The organism is Tsukamurella sp. II2bb (assembly GCF_057815145.1).
In genome coordinates this window covers 385,306-406,585 of the sequence record NZ_JBYPZI010000002.1, presented here as the reverse complement: position 1 = coordinate 406,585, position 21,280 = coordinate 385,306, and the positions used below count along the sequence as shown (strand labels likewise).

21 protein-coding genes are annotated in these 21,280 nt (G+C 72.3%); 10 read left to right on the top strand and 11 right to left on the bottom strand.

Features of this window, described 5'->3' with window-relative positions; all coding sequences use genetic code 11:
* Window positions 1-9: 9 nt before the first annotated feature.
* The 3 genes from AC21LY_RS07995 to AC21LY_RS07985 are packed head-to-tail and all read left to right on the top strand — an operon-like array spanning window position 10 to window position 2,407.
* Window positions 10-1,425 (top strand): flotillin family protein, encoded by a 1,416-nt coding sequence (locus tag AC21LY_RS07995; RefSeq protein WP_489045870.1) that lies wholly within the window; start codon window positions 10-12, stop codon window positions 1,423-1,425.
* Between the two features lie 7 nt (window positions 1,426-1,432).
* Window positions 1,433-1,852 carry a MarR family winged helix-turn-helix transcriptional regulator gene (locus tag AC21LY_RS07990; protein ID WP_489045869.1) on the top strand — a complete coding sequence of 140 codons (420 nt, stop codon included), beginning with the start codon at window positions 1,433-1,435 and terminating at the stop codon, window positions 1,850-1,852.
* 57 nt (window positions 1,853-1,909) lie between these two features.
* Window positions 1,910-2,407, top strand: a complete 498-nt coding sequence (locus AC21LY_RS07985; RefSeq protein ID WP_489045868.1) for a DUF4395 domain-containing protein — start codon at window positions 1,910-1,912, stop codon at window positions 2,405-2,407.
* 79 nt (window positions 2,408-2,486) lie between these two features.
* On the opposite strand, the gene AC21LY_RS07980 is transcribed toward AC21LY_RS07985, so the two are convergent.
* Window positions 2,487-2,930, bottom strand: coding sequence for a flavodoxin domain-containing protein (locus tag AC21LY_RS07980; RefSeq protein ID WP_489045867.1), 444 nt, complete (start codon window positions 2,928-2,930; stop codon window positions 2,487-2,489).
* Between the two features lie 76 nt (window positions 2,931-3,006).
* Between AC21LY_RS07980 and AC21LY_RS07975 the strand changes: the two genes are divergently transcribed.
* The 3 genes from AC21LY_RS07975 to AC21LY_RS07965 all read left to right on the top strand — a co-directional run bounded on the left by AC21LY_RS07975 (window position 3,007) and on the right by AC21LY_RS07965 (window position 5,503).
* A complete protein-coding gene (locus AC21LY_RS07975; RefSeq protein ID WP_489045866.1) occupies window positions 3,007-3,804 on the top strand; it encodes an alpha/beta fold hydrolase in 798 nt (265 codons plus the stop codon).
* Window positions 3,805-3,826: 22 nt separating this feature from the next.
* On the top strand, window positions 3,827-4,966 hold the full coding sequence (locus AC21LY_RS07970) for an alpha-hydroxy-acid oxidizing protein (protein WP_489045865.1): 1,140 nt from the start codon (window positions 3,827-3,829) through the stop codon (window positions 4,964-4,966).
* 72 nt (window positions 4,967-5,038) lie between these two features.
* Complete coding sequence (locus AC21LY_RS07965; protein ID WP_489045864.1) at window positions 5,039-5,503, top strand: hypothetical protein; 465 nt, start codon at window positions 5,039-5,041, stop codon at window positions 5,501-5,503.
* Here AC21LY_RS07965 and AC21LY_RS07960 read toward each other — a convergent pair whose 3' ends face one another.
* Window positions 5,504-6,289: an isochorismatase family protein gene (locus AC21LY_RS07960; protein WP_489045863.1), complete on the bottom strand. Its 786-nt coding sequence runs from the start codon at window positions 6,287-6,289 to the stop codon at window positions 5,504-5,506. It abuts the gene before it with no gap.
* Window positions 6,290-6,420: 131 nt separating this feature from the next.
* Between AC21LY_RS07960 and AC21LY_RS07955 the strand changes: the two genes are divergently transcribed.
* Window positions 6,421-7,557: a cation:proton antiporter gene (locus AC21LY_RS07955; RefSeq protein WP_489045862.1), complete on the top strand. Its 1,137-nt coding sequence runs from the start codon at window positions 6,421-6,423 to the stop codon at window positions 7,555-7,557.
* Here AC21LY_RS07955 and AC21LY_RS07950 read toward each other — a convergent pair.
* The gene (locus AC21LY_RS07950; protein WP_489045987.1) at window positions 7,539-8,399 is read right to left on the bottom strand and encodes an exodeoxyribonuclease III; all 861 of its coding nucleotides are present in this window, start codon (window positions 8,397-8,399) and stop codon (window positions 7,539-7,541) included. The two genes, AC21LY_RS07955 and AC21LY_RS07950, sit on opposite strands and share 19 nt — an antisense overlap.
* Before the next feature lie 14 nt (window positions 8,400-8,413).
* Entirely contained in the window at window positions 8,414-9,580 is a 1,167-nt protein-coding gene (locus AC21LY_RS07945; protein WP_489045861.1) for a zinc-binding dehydrogenase, read from the bottom strand.
* Window positions 9,581-9,694: 114 nt separating this feature from the next.
* Here AC21LY_RS07945 and AC21LY_RS07940 point away from each other — a divergent pair, with 114 nt between their 5' ends.
* Complete coding sequence (locus AC21LY_RS07940) at window positions 9,695-10,150, top strand: SRPBCC family protein (RefSeq protein ID WP_489045860.1); 456 nt, start codon at window positions 9,695-9,697, stop codon at window positions 10,148-10,150.
* A gap of 62 nt (window positions 10,151-10,212) precedes the next feature.
* Window positions 10,213-11,379 carry an APC family permease gene (locus tag AC21LY_RS07935; protein WP_489045986.1) on the top strand — a complete coding sequence of 389 codons (1,167 nt, stop codon included), beginning with the start codon at window positions 10,213-10,215 and terminating at the stop codon, window positions 11,377-11,379.
* A gap of 11 nt (window positions 11,380-11,390) precedes the next feature.
* Here the strand turns inward: AC21LY_RS07935 and AC21LY_RS07930 are convergent, their stop codons facing one another.
* From AC21LY_RS07930 to AC21LY_RS07905, 6 genes are all read right to left on the bottom strand, one after another.
* Window positions 11,391-12,344, bottom strand: a complete 954-nt coding sequence (locus AC21LY_RS07930; protein ID WP_489045859.1) for an amino acid--[acyl-carrier-protein] ligase — start codon at window positions 12,342-12,344, stop codon at window positions 11,391-11,393.
* Window positions 12,345-12,646: 302 nt separating this feature from the next.
* Window positions 12,647-13,978, bottom strand: a complete 1,332-nt coding sequence (locus AC21LY_RS07925) for an exopolysaccharide biosynthesis polyprenyl glycosylphosphotransferase (protein WP_489045858.1) — start codon at window positions 13,976-13,978, stop codon at window positions 12,647-12,649.
* A 182-nt stretch (window positions 13,979-14,160) separates the two neighbouring features.
* The gene (locus tag AC21LY_RS07920; protein ID WP_489045857.1) at window positions 14,161-14,772 is read right to left on the bottom strand and encodes an LGFP repeat-containing protein; all 612 of its coding nucleotides are present in this window, start codon (window positions 14,770-14,772) and stop codon (window positions 14,161-14,163) included.
* 62 nt (window positions 14,773-14,834) lie between these two features.
* Window positions 14,835-15,602, bottom strand: a complete 768-nt coding sequence (locus AC21LY_RS07915) for a thioesterase family protein (RefSeq protein ID WP_489045856.1) — start codon at window positions 15,600-15,602, stop codon at window positions 14,835-14,837.
* 138 nt (window positions 15,603-15,740) lie between these two features.
* Window positions 15,741-17,960 carry a catalase/peroxidase HPI gene (katG, locus tag AC21LY_RS07910; RefSeq protein WP_489045855.1) on the bottom strand — a complete coding sequence of 740 codons (2,220 nt, stop codon included), beginning with the start codon at window positions 17,958-17,960 and terminating at the stop codon, window positions 15,741-15,743.
* Window positions 17,961-18,168: 208 nt separating this feature from the next.
* A complete protein-coding gene (locus AC21LY_RS07905) occupies window positions 18,169-19,452 on the bottom strand; it encodes a serine hydrolase (RefSeq protein WP_489045854.1) in 1,284 nt (427 codons plus the stop codon).
* Window positions 19,453-19,480: 28 nt separating this feature from the next.
* On the opposite strand from AC21LY_RS07905, the gene AC21LY_RS07900 reads away from it, so the two are divergent.
* A complete protein-coding gene (locus tag AC21LY_RS07900) occupies window positions 19,481-20,164 on the top strand; it encodes a lysoplasmalogenase (protein WP_489045853.1) in 684 nt (227 codons plus the stop codon).
* Window positions 20,165-20,199: 35 nt separating this feature from the next.
* Here the strand turns inward: AC21LY_RS07900 and AC21LY_RS07895 are convergent, their stop codons facing one another.
* Window positions 20,200-21,135, bottom strand: a complete 936-nt coding sequence (locus AC21LY_RS07895; protein ID WP_489045852.1) for a DUF808 domain-containing protein — start codon at window positions 21,133-21,135, stop codon at window positions 20,200-20,202.
* Window positions 21,136-21,280 lie beyond the last annotated feature (145 nt).

The following is a 21,280-nucleotide window of genomic DNA, read 5'->3' as shown; positions in this document are numbered from 1 at the left end:
AGTGAATCAATGACCGTATCGATCCTGATCGCGGCCGGAGCCGCGGTGATCGTGATCCTGCTGGCGCTGTGGATCTTCTTCCACAACTACATCAAGTCCCCGCCGGACCAGGTGGCCATCTTCACCGGCCGCGGCGAGATGAAGGTCGTCCGCGGTGGCGCCCGATTCAAGGTGCCGGGGCTCGAGCGCGTCGATTACATGCCGCTGCGTCCGTTCGAGGTGCGGATCGCGCTCAGCAACGCGCGCAGTATCGACGGCGTGCCCGTCGAACTGCAGGCCGTCGGCCTCGTCCGGATCGGCACCACCGACGAGATGACCCGCACCGCTGCGCAGCGCTTCCTCACCGCGAACATGGCGGAGCTGGAGAACCAGATCAACGAGATCCTCGCCGGCAGCCTCCGCGGCATCGCGGCGACGATGACCGTCGAGCACCTCAACAGCAACCGTGAGGCCCTGGCGCGCGGCGTGGTCGACGAGGCCGGAGGCGACCTCGCCCGCATCGGCATGGAGGTCGACATCCTCAAGATCGCCGGCATCGAGGACCGCAACGGTTACCTCGAATCGCTCGGCCAGAAGCGCATCGCCGAAGTCAAGCGCGATGCCGATATCGGCAAGGCCGAGGCCGAGCGGGATTCGTTGATCCGCTCGGCGGACGCCCGCCGCGCCGGCGAGATCGCGCAGACCGAGGCGCAGACCGCGATCGCCGAGGCCCAGCAGGGCCGCGATGTGCGTATCGCCCAGCTCCGTGCTCAGACCGAGGCGCAGAACGCCGAGGCCGACCAGGCGGGTCCGCTCGCGAAGGCCAAGGCGGAGAAGGCCGTCGGCATCGCGCTCGAGGAGGCCGAGGCGGCCCGTATCGAGGCCCGCACCGATGTCGAGCGCAAGCGTCGGGCGCAGGCCGAGGCCGCGCTCGAGGCCGACGTCATCGCGCCGGCGGAGGCGCAGCGTCAGGCGGCCATCACCCGCGCCGAGGGCGAAAGGCAGGCCGCGATCCTCACCGCCGAGGCGGCGGCCGAGTCCACCCGCCTCGAGGGCGAGTCGAAGGCGAAGGCGCGCAAGTCGGCGGCGGAGGCCCTCGAGGCCGAGCTGCGGGCCGACGCCGCCGGTAAGCAGGCCCAGGCCGAGGCCTTCAACCGGTACACCGCCGACGCCGCGCGGTTGCTGCTGGTGCCCCAGGTGCTCTCGACCATCGAGGGTGCGGTGCGCGCGCAGTCCGAGGCGACGGCCGCGATCGACAGCATCAACATCATCGGCGGCGGGCAGAACGACGCCACCGGCGGGCTGCTCGGCCTGTCGGCGCAGTCGATCGCCTCGATCGTCGCCGCACTGCGCGCCCAGGGCGTCGACCTGTCGAAGCTGCTCGACGGTGCCGCCCCCGCTCCCGGGGCGCCGGCGGAGTGGCCGGGCACCGTCGACCACGAGTAGCGCACCGGTGAAGCCCGGCGATGCCGAGGCGTTGTGGCTCGCGGTGGGGCTGCTGGAGGAACGACTCCGGCAGCTGCCCGCCGCGGGTCTGCGCGGCTCCGAGCTGTTCGTGCTCGCCACCGTCGAGGCCCTCGGGCCCGGGGCCTTCCCGACGGCGATCGGGGACCGCCTGGACATGAAACGATCGAACGTCTCCGTCACGGTCGCGGACCTTCGGCGCCGCGGCTTCCTGCAGGGGGACGCCGACGGTTCGGACGGGCGGCGGCGCCCCGTCGCCCTGACGGAGCGGGGGCGCGCCGCCCTCCACGCCCGGGACGCCGAACAGGACGCGTGGCTGGTGCACACCGGAGCAGCGCAGCTCACGACCGAGGAGGCCGTCCGGCTGCGGGCGGCGATCCCGCTGCTCCTGCGGCTGGCGCGAGGCTGAGAATCACGGCGAGCACAACCCTGGGCGCCGTCCGCGCCGGGGGATAGCCTCGGTGTCGTGAGTGGTCTCCTCTCCTTCCCGAACCCGGTCAACGAGTACGCGGCCCGCGCCACCGCCGGCCTCGTCGTGGTGCTGGCGGTCGTCACGATCGTCGCCGGCCAGTGGTGGCTGTACGCCGCGCTGGCGGTGGGTTTCGCGCTGCGAGTCGCGGGCGGGCCCCGCTACTCGCCCTTCGGTCGACTGTCGGTGCACGTCATCGCGCCGCGGCTCGGCCCGGCCAAACTGGTGCCGGGTCCGCCGAAGCGGTTCGCGCAGACCATCGGCCTCGTCTTCTCGACCGTCGCGCTCGTGCTCTTCCTGACGGGTCAGCACCTCGCGGCCCAGATCGTGCTCGGGTTGCTCGTGGTGGCCGCGCTCCTCGAATCGGCGGCCGGCGTCTGCCTCGGCTGCATCGTCTTCGGCTGGTTGCAGCGCCGCGGCGTGATCCCCGCGTCGGTCTGCGAGGCCTGTGCGGGCGTCAACACCACGCCGCCGACCCTGACGGTGCCGCGCTGACCGGCGCCGGACCACCGCACTGACGAGAGAACGCCGCCACGGAGATCATCCGTGGCGGCGTTCGGCTGTTCAGGGAGGCTCAGATCTGGCCGACGATCTCCTCGGCCCACTCGACGGCCTTCTCGTCGACGTCGTCGGTGCCGGAGTTGTCGTGCTCGAAGCGCTCGCCGACCTGGGTGGCGCCCAGCGCGGTGAGGTGCTTGACGATGGTCTTGCCGCCGGCGTTGTAGGTGTCGACGTAGATCGAATCGCCCAGGCCGAAGACCGCGAAGCGCAGCCCGGTGAGGTCGGGTGCGGCCTCGACCAGCTCCTCGAAGAACTCGGTCGTGCCGGCGGGCAGCTCGCCCTCGCCGTAGGTGGCGCACGAGAAGACGTGGAAGTCCGCAGGATCGAGCGCGTCGATCTCGCCGTCCATCATGTCGTGCAGCTCGACGGAGCCGGCCTTGGCGAACACGTCGAACATGGCGTTCGCGGCGCCCTCGGCGGTGCCGGTCGAGGAACCGTAGAAGATGTGAACAGACATGAGTAGGCATTCTAGCCTTGTCCCACCCGGCACTGTGAGCAGCATCCTGTCGGTGTGACCTCCTAGGCTTACGGCCATGGCTCACGCAACCACGCCCGACGGTGCCCGGCTCGCCTACACCGTTCATCCGGCGGCCGCGGGCGCCGCGGGGCCGGGGGTAGTGCTGATCGCCGGGCAGGCGCTCGCGGGATCGTCGTGGGGCCCGGTGGTCGACGCCTTCCGGGCCGCCGGACCGGTCGTCACCTTCGACCACCGCGGGATCGGCGCGAGCGACGACGTCTTCCCCCGCCGCTGGAGCACCCGGGACTGCGCGGCGGACGCCCTGGCCGTCCTCGACGCCGCCCGGGCCGACGGTGCCGCGGGCGACCGGGTGGACGTCTACGGCTTCTCCATGGGCGGCCGCGCCGCCCAGTGGCTCGCCGCCGACCACCCCGATCGGGTGCGCAGGCTGATCCTCGGAGCCACCACCGTCGGGGACGCGCACGGCGTCTCGCGCCCCAGCGAGGTGCTGCGGATCCTGGTGCGGTCGGACCGGCGCGCCTTGCTGGAACTGTTCTTCACACCGGAGTGGCTGGCCGAGCACCCCGAGGCGGCCGAGGCGATCCTCGCGCGGCCGCGGTCCCTGCCGGCGCAGCGCGCGCACTTCGCCGCGAGCACCGACCACGACGCCGCGGCGGCGCTGCCGTGGATCGAGGCGCCCACTCTGATCCTGCACGGCGCCGACGACCGGATGTGCCCGGCCGAGAACGCGGAGATCCTCCGCGCGGGCATCGACAACGCCCGGATGCGGGTCTACCCCGGCATCCGGCACGGTTACCACCTGCAGGAGCCGGCGGCCACCGTCGACGCCCTGGACTTCCTCACCGCACCCTAACCGGCACTGCTACGGTCCACCCATGGCGGACTACGGCAGTTTCCAGGACGGCATCTACGCGGAGGGGCTGCTCGCGAAGCACCGCCGGTTCCCGTACACGTTCGCGGACCTTCAGGCGCGGGCGGAACAGGTACTGGATCCGGCGACCTTCGACTACGTGCGTGGCGGCGCCGGAGACGAGTTCACGCAGGACGTGAACGTCACCGAGCTGCGCCGGTACGGCTTCGTGCCGCGGATGCTCCGCGACCGCAGCGTGCGGGACCTGTCCACCTCGTTCCTCGGCACCGAGCTCGAGGCGCCCGTGATCCTGTGCCCGGTGGGCGTCAACGGGCTGGTGCACGAGGGCGGCGACCTGGCCGTGGCCCGCGCCGCCGGTGCGCTCGGCATCGCGGCGATGTACTCGACGCTGGCGGAGGCGACGCTGGAGGAGGTCGCCGAGGCGCGGGGCGACTCCTTCGCCGCCTTCCAGCTGTATCCGACGAAGGACGATCAGCTCACCGACAGCCTGGTCCGCCGTGCAGACGACGCGGGCTTCGACGCGCTGACCATCACCCTCGACACCGGCAGCCTGGGCTGGCGCCCGCGGGACCTGCGCAACGGCTACATCCCGTTCCTGCGTGGGCGGGGCCTTGCGAACTATGTCAGCGACCCCCGGTTCATCGAGCTCTGCGGGGTGGAGAATCCGCCGCCGTTGCACGCGGGGGTGGTGTGGTCCTCGCTGTTCAGCAAGCCCACCTTCGGCTGGGAGGACGTCGCGCGGATCCGCCGGATCACCGACCGGCCGATCATCCTCAAGGGCATCTGCCACGCCGAGGACGCGCGCCGGGCCGCGGCGGAGGGTGTCGACGCGATCGCCTGCTCCAACCACGGCGGGCGGCAGGCCAACGGCGGGCTGCCCGCGATCAGCCATCTCGAGGGCGTTCTCGACGCGGGCCTGCCCGTCACCTTCGACAGCGGGATCCGCGACGGTGTCGACATCCTGCGCGTCGTCGGGCTCGGAGCGACGCTGGCCGGGATCGGCCGGCCGTACGTCTACGGGCTGTCGATCGGCGGGCAGGAGGGCGTCGACCACGTGGTCCGGTCGATGCTCGCCGAGGCGGACCTGACGATGGCGGCCGACTGCCTCACGACGCTGGCGGACCTGCACGTCGTCAAGCGATGACCGGTGCCGGGAGCGGAGCGAGCGGGCCGAATCGGTGACCGGCGCCGGGAGCGAAGCGAGCGGGTCGAATCGATGACCGGCGGACCGGACTTCGACTGGTTCGGGTTCGAGGATGCGGTCGTGGAGGAACTGCGCACCGTCGCCCGGGCGCTGCTGTACCAGTGCGACGGTGAGCTGCCCTACGCGTACGCGCTCACGGGCTTCCATGCCGAACCCGGGGGACCGATCGACCTGCCGTACCCGGCGCTCGGCACCGTCGAATCCGTGCCTCCGCGCGACCTGCGGAACCCGCCCGCGTGGCCCCGGTCCGACGATGCCTGGACTCGGCGGGCGCCGCTCGACGCCTGGCAGGACCGCCTGAACGGGGTCGTCGACGGGCTCGGCGACGCGGACTGGCACACCGCTCATGCCCGCTACCGGTATGCGCTGCTCGGGGCGATGCGCCGCGTGAAGGCCGAACTGGTCGCGGAGGGGGCCTTCCCGACGGAGATCGCCTGCGTCCTCGATGATGAGGACGGGAGCTCGCGGACCCCGTGACTACTGCGCCGGTGACGACCGGAGATCGCGCACGGTGAGCACCCGGCCCGCGCGGGTGGTGACCCAAGCCAGTCCCTGCTCGTGTCCGGCTGCGGTCTGATCGGCCACGGCGTCGCCGACGACGAACGCCTGGATGTCGTTCTGGATGGAATCGGCGGCGGTCAGTAGGACCCCGGTGCCCGCGTAGACGCCCACCAGGATGAGTTGATCGCGCCCCTGCGCGCGGAGCAGTCCCAGCAGGTCCGAGTGGAAGTACTCGGACAGCTTGTGCTTGGTGAGGACCTTCTCCCCAGGACGCGGGGCGATGGACGGCTCGATCCCGCGATCCGACTCCGCCGCGCTCATCCCGAGACCGGAGAAGTCGTACATCAGCCCGCGCTCCTCGCGGGTCGCGCCGCCGCGCTGGGCCGAGAAGACGACCGGCACGCGATGCCGGCGCGCCCAGTCCTGCACGGCGCCGACCGACCGCAGCAGTTCCTGCCTCGTGCTCTCGGCGAAGATCCGGGTGAAGTACAACTGCATGTCGTGCACGAGCAGCACGGCGCGCCGGGGATCGACCTCCCAGGTGACCTTGTTCACCGGCTGCGGGACCGCGCTGATCCGGTACGCCACCGAGCCGGGCGGCGCCACCGCGGCGCTGGCGAGTCCGGCCCCGCGGCCGGTCGCGGCGAGGGCGAGCACTCCGGCGGTGCTCACGGCGGTGGCCCGGAGGAAGCGGCGGCGGTCGCACGCCGCCGCGTCCCCGTCGTCCGGGCCGGGCGAGCCCTTGTGCGTGGGTCCGATCATGCCTCGGACGATAGAGCCCGGCGCGCGGGTGCGCATCCGCTGCGCGTCCGGCCGTCGGTCTCCCCGCCGCGACGGCTCGACCCGCGAAGGCCCGGTCCGCGACGGCTCGACCACCGGATTAGGGTCTGCGCATGACGTTCTCGACCCTGGCTCTCGTGACCGCGCTGGGGCTGCTGGGGCCGCTGCTCGCGCTGCGGAAGTCCTGGCATATCCCCGCGATCGTCGGCCCGCTGCTGGCCGGTGTGGTCTTCGGGTCGACTGGATTCCGCGTGCTCGACGCGTCGGAGCCCACGTTCGCCTTCCTCGCAGACATCGGTTTCGCCCTGGTGATGTTCGTGGCGGGCACGCACGTCCCGGTGCGGGATCCGGCGGTGCGCACGGCGCTGGGAGCCGGTGCACTGCGCGCCGTGCTCGTCGGGGTGGTCGCGGCGATCCTCGGCACGGGACTCGCGGCGGCGTTCGGTACCGGACACGCCCTGCTGTACGCGGTGCTGATGGCGTCCTCGTCCGCCGCGGTCGTGCTCCCGATCATCGACTCCGCCGGACTGTCGGGGCGGCCGGTCCTGGCGCTGACGGCGCAGGTCGCGATCGCCGACACCGTCTGCGTCGTCGCGCTGCCGCTGGTCATCGACCCGTCGACCGCCCCGCGCGCCGCCGTCGGCGCCCTCGCGGTGGCCGCGGCGGCCGGGGTGGTCTACCTGCTGCTACGCCTCTCCGAGGAACGCGGCTGGCGCCTGCGCGTCCACCGGATCTCCGAGGAACGCCGGTTCGCCGCCGAGCTGCGGGTGAGCCTCGTCGGCCTGTTCCTCCTCGCGGCCGTCGCGACGCGGATGCACGTCTCGGTCATGCTCGCCGGGTTCGCGATGGGTCTGGCCGTCGCGGCGGTGGGGGAGCCGCGGCGGGTCGCCAAGCAGCTCTTCGCCATCGAGGAGGGCTTCTTCGCGCCGCTCTTCTTCGTCTGGCTCGGCGCGCGCATCGACCTGCGCGACCTGGTGGCGCACCCGGGGTTCATCGCTCTCGGGCTGGCGCTCGGCGGCGGGGCCGTCGTCGCGCACGTCGGGATGCGGCTGCTGGGGCAGCCGATCGCGCTGGGTGTACTCGCCGCCGCGCAGATCGGCGTGCCGGTGGCGGCGGTGACCGTCGGCGAACAGCTGCACCTGCTCGTGCCCGGCGAGGCGGCCGCGCTGATCCTCGGCGCGCTACTGACCATCGCCGCCGCGGCGGTCGCGGCCGGCAGAGCAGCGGGGATTCACACGGACAAGGCGTAGTCCACGACCACCGCGGCGTGATCGGAGAGCCGCAGATCCGGCGCGGGCTCCTTGTCGACCGCCACGGACACCGCGGCGCGCGCCAGGCGCGGCGTCGCGAGGTGATGGTCGATCCGCCAGCCCACGTCCTTGGCGAAGGAGGCGCCCGCCCAGCTCCACCAGGACAGCGGGCCGGGACGGTCGCCGTGCAGCGTGCGCACGACGTCGACGAGGCGCCGCGGTCCGAGCTGCGCGCCGAGCCACTCGCGCTCCTCCGGCAGGAAGCCCTCCATCTTCTGCGCGGGCCGCCAGTTGGTCACGTCGTGCGGGAGGTGCGCGACGTTCAGGTCGCCGAGCAGCAGGAAGTCGCGCCCGGCGGCGAGGGCGGCCCGACGGTTGCGGTCGAGCTCGCGCGCGAAGGCGTCCAGGAAGCGCATCTTCCGCCGGTACTTCGCGCCGCCGTCCGGGACGTCGCGGATGTTGCCCGGCCGCTGCAGGTGCGCGGGCAGGCCGCCCTTGGGCAGGTACAGGCACGCCACCGTCAGCGGGGCGTCCGAGAGATCCACCTCGATGTACCGGCCCTCGTGCGCGTACGCGCCGAGCCCCCGTGCGCGGGGCGGGTGCGACGCCCAGCTCCGCACGTCCGACGGTGCCGTCCGGGTCAGGATCGCCACCCCGTTGCGGCCCGGGACCGAGCCGCAGTCGATCGCCGCGTGGTACCCGGGGAATTCGCCCACCTCGGCGGGCGGGGAGCGCAGTTCCTGCAGCGCCAGCACGTCGAGGCCGCGGCCGGCGACCCAGGCGTCGAAGCCGCGCCGCCGCGCCGCCCGGATCCCGTTGACGTTGAACGTGCCGATCCGCAGCACCGACGGGGCGGTCAGGGCGCGGTCGCCGCGCTCGACGGGTCGATGAGGATCTTGGCGTGCACCTCCGGATCGCCCAGCGCGTCGAAGGCGTTGGCCACGCCGTCGAGCCCGACGGTGCCCGTGACGAGCGGCTTCACGTCGACCTTGCCGCTCGCCATCATGTGCAGCGCGTCGTGGAACTCGCCCGGGTCGTAGCCGAAGACGAAGCGCAGGTCGATCTCCTTGTTGCCGGCCAGCGCGGGCATGATCCGGTCGGGCTCCATGCACACGCCCACGACGACCACGCGTGAACGCAGGGGTGCATCGGCGATGATCCGGTCGATCATCCCGGGAACGCCGACGCACTCGAAGACCACCGGGCCGGACGGGGTCTCGCCGATCTTGTCCGCGAGCCGGAAGACCTGCCACCACGGCACCGGCCCGGGGATCCGGGTGAGCTTGTCCATGGTGCTCACGCCCAGCCTGAACAGATCGGCTGCGCTGCGGATCTCGGTGCGGGGCTGCTCGTAGGCGTCCCAGGGCTGCTGCTCGCGCGGGTCGACCACCACGTGGGCGCCCATCTGCTTCGCGAGGGCGCGGCGCCCGGGGGAGAAGTCGCTCGCGATGATCTTCTTGACGCCCGACGCGCGGAGCATCGCGATGACGGCGAGGCCGATGGGACCACAGCCGATCACGATCGCCGTCTTGCCGCGGCCGACCTCCGCGCGGCGCACCGCGTGCCAGGCGACGGCCATCGGCTCGGTGAGCGCGGCCTCCTCGTCGGAGAGCGTGTCGGGCACGGGCATCGTCATCGACTCCTGCACCAGCACCTGCTCGGCGTACGAGCCGGGGGAGCGCTCGGACAGCCCGACCAGCTGCGGTTCGCTGCCCACCATGAGGGTCGGCAGGGCGACGACGCGGGTGCCCACGGCCCACCGCTTGCGGCAGCCCGGCCCGTACTCGGCGACGGTGCCCACGAACTCGTGGCCCATCACGATCCGCTGGTCCGTGCGCATGCAGTCGGCGTAGCCGGCCTTCGCGGCGAGGTCGGCGACCAGATCGGCGTGGTGGCGCGCGTGCAGGTCGGAGCCGCAGATCCCGGTGCGGGACACCGTGAGGAGCACCTGCCCGCGGGCCGGGCTCGGAGCGGGGAGTTCTTCGACGGTCAGGCGGCCTTCGTTGCACACGACAGCTTTCATATGACGAAGAATAATCGCTGGTCCGAGGAACGTCGCACCGGGTCGAACGCCGGCCTGGACGCACGGTGATTCCGATGCTGGGCGCGTCGCCGAGAGAACTGGTTCGATGGTGTCGTGAGCACATCGGAGGAATCCCGGATCGTCTCCGCCAGCCGCGACATCGCGGCGCCGGCGGACACCCTCTTCGCCCTGATCGCCGACCCCGCGCGGCAGCCCGAGTGGGACGGCAACGACAACCTCGAGGAGGCGCCGCCCGGGCAGCGGGTGCGCGCCGTCGGCGACGTCTTCACCATGACCCTGACCAACGGGCAGGTCCGAGCCAACCGGATCGTCGAGTTCGACGAGGGCAGGCTCATCGCCTGGCTCCCGTCGCCCGTGGACGAGCCCGCCCCGGGGCACCTGTGGCGGTGGGAGCTCGAGCCCGTGAGCGACGGGACCACCCGCGTCACCCACACCTACGACTGGACGCAGCTGCACGACGAACAGCGCCTGGTCCGCGCCCGGGCGACCGGCGCGGACGCTCTGGCCGCGTCGCTGGACCGGCTCGCGGCCCGCGCCGAAGGACGGTGACCGGACCGCAACTGCGCCGGGGCCTCGGCTCGGCGGACGCCGTCGCCGTCGGCCTGTCCGCGATGATCGGGGCCGGTGTCTTCGCGGCCTTCGGGCCCGCCGCCGCGGCGGCGGGCTCGGCCCTGCTGCTCGGCCTCGCGATCGCGGGTGCCGTCGCGTACTGCAATGCGAGCAGCTCCGCGCGCCTCGCGGCCCGCTACCCGCAGTCCGGTGGCACCTACGTCTACGGGCGTGAGCGGCTCGGCCCGTTCTGGGGCCACCTCGCCGGCTGGAGTTTCGTCGTCGGCAAGTCCGCCTCGTGCGCGGCGATGGCGCTCACGGTCGGGCACTACGCGTGGCCGGAGCACGCCCACGCCGTCGCCGCCGCGACCGTCGTCGCGCTGACGGCGTGCAGCGTCGCCGGCGTGGAACGCTCGGCGCGCGTCGCGCGGGCGATCGTGGCGATCGTTCTGGCCGTGCTCGTCGCCGTCGTGATCGCCCTGCTCACCTCCGGCGCCGGGGATCCCGCGCGCGTGGTCGACGGTGCCGCGGGCGGCCCGTTCGGCGTGCTGCAGGCCGCGGGCCTGCTGTTCTTCGCCTTCGCCGGATACGCGCGGATCGCGACCCTGGGCGAGGAGGTCCGCGATCCCGCCCGCACGATCCCGCGCGCGATCTTCGTCGCGCTCGCGATCACGCTCGGGGTGTACGCCCTGGTGGGGGTCGCGCTGCTCGCGGTCCTCGGGCCCGTCGGGCTCGCGGCGTCCGCCGCGCCGCTCGCCGACGCCGCCCGGGTCGCCGGTCTCCCGGTCGCGGTCGTGACGGCGACCGCCTGCATCGCCGCTGCGGGCTCCTTGCTCGCGCTGCTGCTCGGGGTCTCCCGCACCACACTGGCCATGGCCCGCGACGGTCACCTGCCGCGGCGGCTCGCGACCGTCGATGAGCGCCGGCGCGTCCCGGTGTACGCCGAACTCGCCGTGGGCACCGTCGTCACCGTGCTCGCCGCCACCGCGGATCTGGGCGCCGCGATCGGCTTCTCCTCGTTCACGGTGCTGGTCTACTACGCGGTGGCGAACGCCTCGGCCTGGACCCTCGACACCGCCGTCCGCGCCCGGATCGTCCCCGCGGCGGGCCTGGCCGGATGCGTGCTGGTCGCGCTGTCGCTTCCGGCGGGATCGGTGGCCGCGGGCATCGTCGTGCTGGCGGCGGGCGCGCTCGCCTACACGGTCACGCGCTCACACCCGGCGCGGTGAGGTGGACGCGGTCACAACTGAGCGGACACGGCAGCGGGCCAGCCCGCGCGGTCGAGACCGTGCGCGGCGAGCAGCGCCAGCGCGATCCGTTCGATGCCGAAGCCGAGGCACGCGCTGTGCGCGGGCGCCCCGTCGGCGGTGGTGATGCCGAAACGCACACCGAACCGGTCGCGGTGATAGGTGCCGGACGCGACGGCGACCTCGGGCGCGTCGTCGCCGTACAGCGGCACGACCAGCTCCGTCTTGAGGTTCTCCGCTGACTGCTGCGCGGTGAGCGCGCGCCCCGCCCGCCCGAAGAACGGATCGGTCGCGGGGGTCTGCCGGACGGTGAGGCCGAGGTCGGTGAGGAGGTCGGCCGCGCGGGCGACCCAGGTGTCGCGGTGGGCGACCGCGGCGCGGTCGGAGCCGACGCGCAGGATCTCGCGCATGCGGAAGGACTGCATCCGCGCCGGATCGGGGGAGGGCTCGCGGCGGAAGCAGTGGCCGGAGACGTCGACCCACGCGCCGGCCCGCGGGAGCCGGCCGGTGAGGGTCGGATAGACGCTATGGCAGGCCGAGGGGACGAGCGCGATCTCGGTGGCACGGAAGTGGCCGCCCCAGTCGTGTCCGGCTCGGCGGCCGGCCAGGAGCAGACGGTGCTCGGCGTCGCCGCCCGTGTAGGCGGAGACCGCGGCGGCGAGCTGCGGGAAGGACTCGATGTAGTCGGTGCGGTCCAGATTCTCGCGCGCCATCACCGGGGGGAAGGTCAGCACGGTGGCGGCGCCCCCGTGCACGTCGCGGACAGTGGCGCCGATGAGCGCGTCGATCGCCGCGGTCAGTTCGGTGAACTCGGCGCCGTGGCCGTACACGCCGTCGACCGCCGACGGGATGAGCAGGCCCGCCTCGACGAGGGAGGCGCGGAAGCTCTCGTGGGGCCCGTGCGGATCAGTAGCGTCGATCGCACGTGCTGTTGCGGCCTGCGTCATCGGTCTCTTCTCGCCGGCGGAACCGTTGTCACTGCAACACGTTAGCAGGGAAGGGTGTCCAGCGTTGGGCTGCGCGCGGCGGCCGGGTGGGTGCCGTGTCGCCGGAGGAGCGTCGGCGGCACGGGTGCGAAAGTGTCCTGGACGAGGCGATTCGGGTGATCGTGGCCGCTCACCCCCGGTCGTGCGGGTCCGCCGCAAGTATTTCGAGTAGTGATCATCTGTTTGCGATCCGGCTCACATCGCACGCTGTCGTGAATGTCGTGCCGGCCTTGTCGGCGGATCCGGGACGCCGGCGGCGACGGTCAGCGGCCACCGCGGCCGAGGAGCACGGTGACTACGGAGGTCAGGAGGATCTTGGCGTCCAGCCACAGGCTCCAGTTCTCGATGTAGTAGTTGTCGTACGAGGCGCGGTCGCGGATGTCGGTGTCGCCGCGCAGCCCGTGGATCGCGGCCCACCCCGTGAGGCCGACCATCACCCGGTGCCGGGATTGGTAGGCGGGGATCTCGGCGCCGAAACGGTCGGCGAAGTGCGGCCGCTCGGGCCGCGGGCCCACCATGGACATGTCGCCGCGCACCACGTTCCACAGCTGGGGCAACTCGTCCACGGAGTAGCGGCGCAGGAACCGTCCGAGCCGGGTGATCCGCAGGTGCTGGTCGGTCCAGTCGCGGTCGGACTCCTCGTCGGGCACCGGACGCATGGTGCGGAACTTGTAGAGGCAGAACAACCGGCCGTCCTGGCCGACCCGGGTCTGCCGGAACAGGACGGGGGCGTGCGGTTCCTGGACCTTGACGGCGACCGCGACGAGGAGCAGCAGCGGGCCCAGGAGCACCAGCCCGAGGAGTGCGGTGAGGAACGAGGTGACCCGCTTGACCCGCCAGTGACGGGTCCGCAGGGCCAGGCGCCGGACGAGGACCACCGGGGTGGTGTGGATCCGGTCCATGTCGCGGTCCTGGTGGACGAACTCGAACAGCCGGGGAACGACGAAGATCTCGCAGTCGAGCGTGTCGCAGTCGCGCAGTGGCTCGACGAGGGTGGAGTCGCGGTCCCGGGAGAAGGCCACGATCACCGTGGCGATGGCGCGTGCGCGGATGAGGCCCGCCAGGTCCGCCTGGCGGGGGATCACCTCCACCGGGATGGCGGTCACGTCGAGGGGGTCGTCGTCCATCACGAGGATCGGCCGCAGCCCGTACGACGGGAACCCGAGCATCGAGCGGACGAGGTCACCGGCGACCTTGCCGCCGCCGATCACCAGCGTCCGCGCCCCGCGGTCCGGATGCCGGACGCGGTGGCGGCGCACCGCGCCGTAGTAGAGCGCCCGCGCCGCGAACAGCAGAGCCCAGCAGGTGAGGGCCGCGAGCAGATGCGCCCGGTCGTCGTGCCAGACGGTGATCGCGCCGATCAGCGCGAGGAGCAGGCTCGCGATCGTGAGCTGCGGCGCCGCGTCGAGCGCGCTGAGCGTGATCCGGGCGCGGTACAGGCCGAAGAGGTGGAGCACCCCCACCGTCAGGACGCCGCCCGCGAGCGCCTGGAGGATCCGGACGGCCGGCGAGTCGGTGGCGGTGATCGTCGCGGCGGTGACGGCCACGACGATGACGAAGTCGATGATCGTCAGCGGCCACGAGTACCGGCGCATGCGTCGGCCGCTACCGGCCTGTGTGCCGCTGGTACTCATGCGATCCCCGGAACCGTCGATGGTCTTTCGATCGCTCGAATATAGGAGACCGGGTCGCGCACCCCCCGGCCGGCCGGGCCCTGATCATCGACGGGGCCCGGCCCGCCTCCCGCGCACCTCGTACGCGGCTGGACGTGGATCGGCTAGGAGACCGTGGCCACTCCGTTGTGGAAGGTGATCGTCCCGTGCTGGAAGGTCTGCTTGATGGTGCCGCCCTCGTCGGTCTCGTCGCTGGTCGGGTAGCCGAGCTTGCCGGACTCGTGGCCCTGCTCGCCCCACTTGTCCCCGATCACGCCGTGCACGACGTGCGCACCCGAGGCCTCCGACCAGTAGATGGTGCCGCCCTTGAGCGTCAGATACTTGCCCTTACGGTCGGGCAGCGGCGAGACCGGGCCGAGCGGCGCACCGAGGTGCCCCTTCTCGTAGCCGTACTTCGCGTACTCGGCGATGATCGGAGCGTCGCTCAGCGTGACCTCGGTGCCTCCGGCGGTTCGCAGCGTCGTCGAGGGCACCGCCGGCTTCGCCTCGGAGCCGGGGTGCCCGGCGCCGGCGGCACGGCTCGCCGCGGAGCCCGCGGCGGAGGTGGCCTGTCCGGCGGCGTTGCCCGCGGCGGACGTGGCCTGCCCGGCGGCGCTGCCCGCGGCGGAGGTGGCGGAGTCCGCCGCGTCCTTCGCCTTGTCACAGGCGGTGAGTCCGGTCGTGAGGATAGCGGCGGCGGCTACTGCACCGAGCGTCCGTGTGATCCGAGTATTCATCTTCAGCTCCCTTCGACAGGGTGACGTGAACACCGGTATGTAACCACACTATCGACCATCTTTCAGCGTGGTCGGACCGTCAGGATCTGGTTCACCGTGCCGAAGGGGCCGTTGATGTCGTGAATGACCGAATGGGTCAGGCCGGCACCGTCGGGCCCCGTCGAGACGCGCGTGTCGAAGCCGACCGACTCCCCGACGGGGTCGCGGAACAGGTGCGCCGTCAGGTCGAGGTTGGGGTAGGCCACGTCGTGCGGGGAGAAGCGCGGCGTCATCCCGTTCGCGATGTCGAAGAATCGGGTCGCCCGGGCGACGGGGCCGCAGGGCTCGTCGAGCAGGTCGACGTCGGAGCGCACCCAGTACGTGGCCCGACCGGGCCGGACCTGGTCGCGGCGGAGGCGCGCCGAGGCGATGTAGCCGCCCGGCCACACGGCGCCGGGATCCCATGCGGGCATCCGGTCCGCCGGCGGGATCGGTTCGAATTCGCCCCCGGCGACCGTGGCGGTGTCGCGGCGGTCGAGCAACCAGGCGCGCAGGACGAGGGCGACGCGGCCGCCGTGGCCGAGCGTCGCCTCGACCAGCTCGATGGTCCGGCCCGGGCGGATCACACGGACGTCCACGTCGACGGTGTCCATGGGCAGCGTTCCGAGGATGTCGTACGACAGGCGCGCGAGCCGCAGGCCGTCGTCGCGGCGCGCGTCGCGATCCTGCTCGACGGCGTGCGCGAGCAGCGCCATCGGCGGCGCGATGTGCTGCTCAGCGGTGTTCCAGCCGCCGGAGACGTGCTCGGTGGGGCGGAACTCGCTGGCGGAGACCCGGTCGAAGTACGGCATGGGGTGAGCGTACGCCCACGACCGGCGGTTATCTCCTCCAGGGTTAATTGCGAATAACTCGAAATCGGTCCGGGAACGAACGCGCCCCGCGCACCCGGAAGGGGTGCGCGGGGCGGCTGCCGGCCGGACTGAAGAGGATCAGGCCTTCACATCGAACCGGTCGTTGTCGGACACCTTGGCCCAGGCGGCGACGAAGTCGTTCACGAACTTCTGCTTGCCGTCCTCGGTGGCGTACACCTCGGCGAGGGCGCGGAGGATCGAGTTCGAGCCGAAGACGAGGTCGACGCGGCTGGCGGTCCACTTCTTCGCGCCCGTGGCGCGGTCGGTGCCCACGTACGAGCCGTCACCGTCGGGCGAGGGCGCCCACTGCGTGGACATGTCCAGCAGGTTGACGAAGAAGTCGTTCGTCAGCGCACCCCGCCGGTCGGTGAACACGCCGTCGGTCGACCCGCCGAAGTTGTTGCCCAGGACGCGCAGGCCGCCGATGAGCACCGTCATCTGCGGCGCCGTGAGCGCGAGCTGCTCGGCCTTGTCCACCAGCAGGTACTCGGCGCCGATCGGGGCGCCCTTGGCCACGTAGTTGCGGAAGGCGTCCCACTTGGGCTCGAGGAACTCGAAGTTCTCGACGTCGGTCAGCTCCTGGGTGGTGTCCGCGCGGCCGGGCGTGAACGGCACCGTCACGTCGAACCCGGCCGCCTTCGCTGCCTGCTCGACGCCGAGGTTGCCGCCGAGGACCACGGCGTCGGCGAACGAGAGCGTGCGCTCCGACGAGCCGTTCCACGCCTCCACGACGCCCTCCAGCGCGCGGATGACGACGGCCAGCTCGTCCGGCTCGTTGACCTCCCACTCGACCTGCGGCTGCAGGCGGATGCGGCCGCCGTTGGCGCCGCCGCGCTTGTCCGAGTTCCGGTACGAGGAGAACGCGGCCCATGCGGTCTTGACCAGCTGGGTGCTGCTCAGGCCGGTGGCGGCGATCTTCTCCTTGACCGCCGCGGCGTCGGCCTCGGTGATCGGGGTGCCGGCGAACGCGGGGATCGGGTCCTGCCACAGCTCCTCCTGGCTGGGCACGAGCGGACCGACGTAGCGCGAGGTCGGGCCCATGTCGCGGTGGAGCAGCTTGAACCACGCCTTGGCGAACTCCTCGGCGAGCTCCTCCGGGTGATCGAGCCAGCGCTTGGTGATCTCGCCGTAGATCGGGGAGAAGCGCATCGACAGGTCGGTGGTGAGCATGCCGACGGAGGTGTCACCCTCGCCGAAGGCCTTCGGCACGGTGCTGCCGAAGCCCGCGGTCTTGGGCTTCCACTGGTTGGCGCCCGCGGGGCTCTTGGTGAGCTCCCACTCGTTGCCGTACAGCGTCTCCAGGAAGGCGTTGTCCCACGCCGTGGGGGTGTGGTTCCAGGTGACCTCGAGGCCGCTGGTCACCGCGTCGGGGCCGACGCCGGAGCCGTTGCCGCCCTTCCAGCCGAGGAGCTGCTGCTCGATCGGCGCAGCCTCCGGGTCCGGGCCGTTCTCGACGGGGCCGGCCCCGTGGGTCTTGCCGAAGGTGTGGCCGCCGACGATGAGCGCGGCGGTCTCGATGTCGTTCATGCCCATCCGGCCGAAGGTCTCGCGGATGTCGAACGCGGCCGCGAGGAAGTCCGGAACACCTTCGGGGCCCTCGGGATTGACGTAGATCAGGCCCATGTGGGTGGCGCCGAGCGGCTGCTCCAGATCGCGATCGCCGGTGAACCGGCCGTCGGACCCGAGCCAGGTGTGCTCCGGACCCCAGTAGACGTCCTGCGGCTCCCACTGGTCCGGGCGGCCGAAGGCGAAGCCGCGGGTCTTGAAGCCCATGTCCTCGAGGGCGACGTTGCCCGCGTACACCAGCAGGTCGGCCCAGGACAGCTTGCTGCCGTACTTCTGCTTGATCGGCCAGAGCAGCCGGCGCGCCTTGTCCAGGCTGGCGTTGTCGGGCCAGCTGTTGAGCGGGGCGAAGCGCTGCATGCCGTGGCCGCCGCCACCGCGGCCGTCCTCGCTGCGGTAGGTGCCCGCGGCGTGCCAGGACATGCGGATGAACAGCGGGCCGTAGTGCCCGAAGTCGGCCGGCCACCAGTCCTGCGAGTCGTGCATGAGCTCGACCAGGTCGGCGGTGAGGGCGTCGACGTCGAGGGTCGCCACCTCGGCCGGGTAGTCGAAGTCCGCACCCATGGGGTCGGCCTCGACGGGGTTGTGCGCGAGCAGCTTGAGGTTGATCTTGTCGGGCCACCAGTCGCGGTTGCTGCCGCCGGCGGTCGGCGGGCGCAGCGAGCCGTGGGCGACGGGGCAGCCGCCGCCGGTCTCGGTCTGCGGGAAGGGGGTATCGGTCTGATCCTCGGACACGGCGTTCCTCTCGGGTACGAATGTGTGTACGGCTGTGACAGCGGTGCGAGCCCGGGCCAGCGGCTCGCGCATGACCCACCATACGTGCGCGCGGGCCGCGTTTCCAGCTTTTCTGGAATTATTCTAGTAATCCCTGAAAGTCGAGGTGAATCGCCCTATCGGTGCGGTAGGCAAGCCCTATCGACGGGTCCGCCGGCGGTCACCTCGATCACGGGGCGACCCGGGCGAAGGCGCCCGTGATCGCGTCCAGCAGCGCGGGATGGCGCTTGGCCTCCGGGTGGCTCCCGGGCTTCCCGCTGGAGACCACGGCGGCGGCCAGCTCCCGTTCGGGATCGGCCCACATCGCGATCTCGGTGAGGCCCGTGTGCCCGAAGGCCGCGGGGGCGCCTCGGCCGAACGGGCCGAACCGCTCCGACCCCAGCATGTAGCCCGTTCCCCAGCGCAGCGGCGCGCCACCGGTGGCGAAGTCCGGCCGCAGCCGCCGCGCCTGCCGGGTCGCCGCGGCCAGTGTCTCCTGCCGCAGGACGCGGACACCGTCGAGCTCGCCCCCGCGCCGGAGGATCTCGGCGAACCGCGACAGCTCGTGCGCGGTCGAGACGAGGTTGGACGAGGGCACGACCCCGGTGAGGAATCGTGGCGAGTTCGAGGCCGGCACGATCTGTTGCATGGTGCCGCCCACCACCTTCCGGAAGGCGGACTCGATCGCCGGGGGTGCGGGCCGGCCCGTCGCGTAGCTCAGCCCGACGGCGGGCACGTCCTCGGGCGCCACCCCGAAGTTCGTCCACCGGAAGCCGAGCGGGTCCAGGATCTCCGTCGCGGTGATCTCCCGGATCGACCGGCCGGTCGCCGCGAGGACGAGCTCGCGGACCAGCGGCCCCCAGGTCAGCCCGTGGTAGAAGTGCAGCCGCCCCGGGGGGTACACGGGCTTCATCGCGGCGAGCATCTCCCGCGTGTACGCGCTGTCCTCCGAGCGCCGCAGGTCGGGCCGCGGACCGGTGTTGATCGGAATGCCCGCGCTGTGGGTCAGTACGTGCCGCACCGTGATCCGGTCCTTGCCGTCGGAGACGAACTCCGGCAGGTAGTCGTAGACGTGCGCCTCCAGCGCCAGGTCGCCGCGCTCGATCAGGCGGTGCAGCACCGTGACCGCGACGCCCTTGGCCGTGGAGTAGGTGCAGAACGGGGTGCCGACGGTGACGGGGACCGGCTCCGGCGCCTCGTCCTGGTTCGAGGGCAGGTCCGGGCCGTTCCCGCGGGCGTGACCGATCGCCCGGTCGAGGACCACGCGGCCGCGGAACCGCAGGCACACCTGGATCGCGGGCTGCATTCCCGCGGCGTACCAGGAGCGGGCGGCGAGCCAGATCCGCTCCATCGTGCGCGCGTCGACCTCGGAGTGGTCCTCGACGCCGATATCGGTGATCGCGTCCAGATCCCGCGGAACGCGGATGCGCCCCTCCCGGGGATGCCGGATCGCCTGCACGGTGTCGCTGCTCACGGGACGAGCCTACGGATAGATTGGCGCGGTGACCCGTGCCAGCACCGTTCTCAAGCTCGCCTACGCGGCCCTCGCCGCCGTCGACACCGCGCTGTCGGCCTCGTCGAAGCCCTCGCGCCACCACGCTCGGAGGTTCACGAAACCGCTGCTGTTGCCGACCCTGGCGGCGTCCTTCGCGACCGACCCGCGGGCGCGTCGCTCACCCCTGCGGCGCTCCACGCTCGCCGGCCAGGCCGCGGGCTGGATCGGCGACGTGGCCCTGCTCGGCGACGAGCCGAAGCACTTCGTGCTCGGTGCGAGCGCCTTCGCGACCGGGCACGCCGCGTACATCAGCGGGATGCTGCCGCAGCGCGATCCGCAGGCCTCCCTCGCCAAGCCCGCCGCCGTCGCCGCGGCCTGGGCCGTCGGCGCGCCGCGGACGCTGGCGGCCGCCTACCGCACGGCGCCGGCCGTCGCGCCGGTGCTCGCCGGCTACTCGGCCGTGCTCAGTGGGACCGCCGCCGCGGCGACGGTGCTCGGACCGCAGATCCCCGCCGGCGCCCGGCGCGCGACCCTCGCCGGGGCCGGGCTGTTCCTGCTCAGCGATTCGATCCTCGGACTGCGCAAGTTCGTCCTCGCCGACCCGCCCGCGTGGCTGGAGGGCGCCGTCATGGCCACGTACACGGGCGCCCAGTTCCTCCTTGCGGAAGGCGCCGCCCGCGCCGGGGCTTGAGGGGCCCGGAGGCCGGCGGCGTCGGTGGGCGGGCGTCAGTGGGCGGAGGCGCCGCGCAGCCGGTTGATCAGGGTCACCGCGATCACGACCACGGCGCCCACCGCGAGCCCGAAGAGGGCGGAGCCCAGCGTGTTCGCGAGCCAGCCGAGCAGCGCGCCGATCGAGTCGACCAGGCCGTGCGCCCAGGTCTCGGCGTGGTGCACCACGGAATACGGCCAGTGCCAGCCCAACTCGTCGAGGCCGACGAGCAGGATGTGCCCGCCCACCCAGCACATCGCGACGATGCCGACGTTCGCGAGCGTACTCAGCACCGTCGGCATGGCCTTCACCAGCGCGGTGCCCACCCGGCGGCTGAGCGCCGACGGGCGCTGCGCGAGGGCGAGGCCCACGTCGTCCATCTTGACGATGAGCCCGACGACGCCGTACACGAGCATCGTGATCACGACGGCGACGACCACCAGGATCAGGGCCCGCGCCCACAGCATCTCGCTCGCCACCTCGGCGAGCGCGATGACCATGATCTCGGCGGAGAGGATGAAGTCCGTGCGGATCGCCCCGCTGACGACGGTGTCCTCGTCGACGGCCTGCGCCGCGTCCGCGCTCGGCTCCTCGTGGCCCGCGATCTTCTCCCAGATCTTCTCGGCGCCCTCGTAGCAGAGGTACGTGCCGCCGAGCATGAGGATCGGCGTCAGCGCCCAGGGGGCGAGCCAACTGAGCAACAGGATTGCCGGGAGGATGAAGATCAGCTTGTTGCGCAGCGAGCCCTTGGCGATGCGCGCGACGATCCGCAGCTCGCGCTCCGGCTTGATGCCCTGGACGTACCGGGGCGTGACGGCCGTGTCGTCGACGACCACACCGGCGGCCTTGACGCTCGCCCTCCCCGCGGCGGCGGCCACGTCGTCGACCGAGGCGGCGGCGAGGCGCGCCAAGGCGGCGATGTCATCGAGTAGGGCAGCGAGTCCTCCGGCCATTGCGCCAGCGTAATCGGTGGGGGCGCGCCCCGTTTGACGGAGTGCCGTCGCGGGCCGTCGGCGTGAGGGAGGATAATGGTGCAACCGTCACATGGAGACTGACAGATCAGCTCGGACAGAGTCGACCGACCACGACATTCGGGAG

Excerpts from the sequence above, each read along its gene's own strand:
- AC21LY_RS07995 (WP_489045870.1), top strand. The coding sequence starts at position 10 with ATGACCGTATCGATCCTGATCGCGGCCGGAGCCGCGGTGATCGTGATC.
- AC21LY_RS07980 (WP_489045867.1), bottom strand. The coding sequence starts at position 2,930 with ATGTCTGTTCACATCTTCTACGGTTCCTCGACCGGCACCGCCGAGGGC.
- AC21LY_RS07975 (WP_489045866.1), top strand. The coding sequence starts at position 3,007 with ATGGCTCACGCAACCACGCCCGACGGTGCCCGGCTCGCCTACACCGTT.
- AC21LY_RS07970 (WP_489045865.1), top strand. The coding sequence starts at position 3,827 with ATGGCGGACTACGGCAGTTTCCAGGACGGCATCTACGCGGAGGGGCTG.
- AC21LY_RS07965 (WP_489045864.1), top strand. The coding sequence starts at position 5,039 with ATGACCGGCGGACCGGACTTCGACTGGTTCGGGTTCGAGGATGCGGTC.
- AC21LY_RS07960 (WP_489045863.1), bottom strand. The coding sequence starts at position 6,289 with ATGATCGGACCCACGCACAAGGGCTCGCCCGGCCCGGACGACGGGGAC.
- AC21LY_RS07955 (WP_489045862.1), top strand. The coding sequence starts at position 6,421 with ATGACGTTCTCGACCCTGGCTCTCGTGACCGCGCTGGGGCTGCTGGGG.
- AC21LY_RS07945 (WP_489045861.1), bottom strand. The coding sequence starts at position 9,580 with ATGAAAGCTGTCGTGTGCAACGAAGGCCGCCTGACCGTCGAAGAACTC.
- AC21LY_RS07935 (WP_489045986.1), top strand. The coding sequence starts at position 10,213 with ATGATCGGGGCCGGTGTCTTCGCGGCCTTCGGGCCCGCCGCCGCGGCG.
- AC21LY_RS07930 (WP_489045859.1), bottom strand. The coding sequence starts at position 12,344 with ATGACGCAGGCCGCAACAGCACGTGCGATCGACGCTACTGATCCGCAC.
- AC21LY_RS07925 (WP_489045858.1), bottom strand. The coding sequence starts at position 13,978 with ATGCGCCGGTACTCGTGGCCGCTGACGATCATCGACTTCGTCATCGTC.
- AC21LY_RS07920 (WP_489045857.1), bottom strand. The coding sequence starts at position 14,772 with ATGAATACTCGGATCACACGGACGCTCGGTGCAGTAGCCGCCGCCGCT.
- AC21LY_RS07915 (WP_489045856.1), bottom strand. The coding sequence starts at position 15,602 with ATGCCGTACTTCGACCGGGTCTCCGCCAGCGAGTTCCGCCCCACCGAG.
- AC21LY_RS07895 (WP_489045852.1), bottom strand. The coding sequence starts at position 21,135 with ATGGCCGGAGGACTCGCTGCCCTACTCGATGACATCGCCGCCTTGGCG.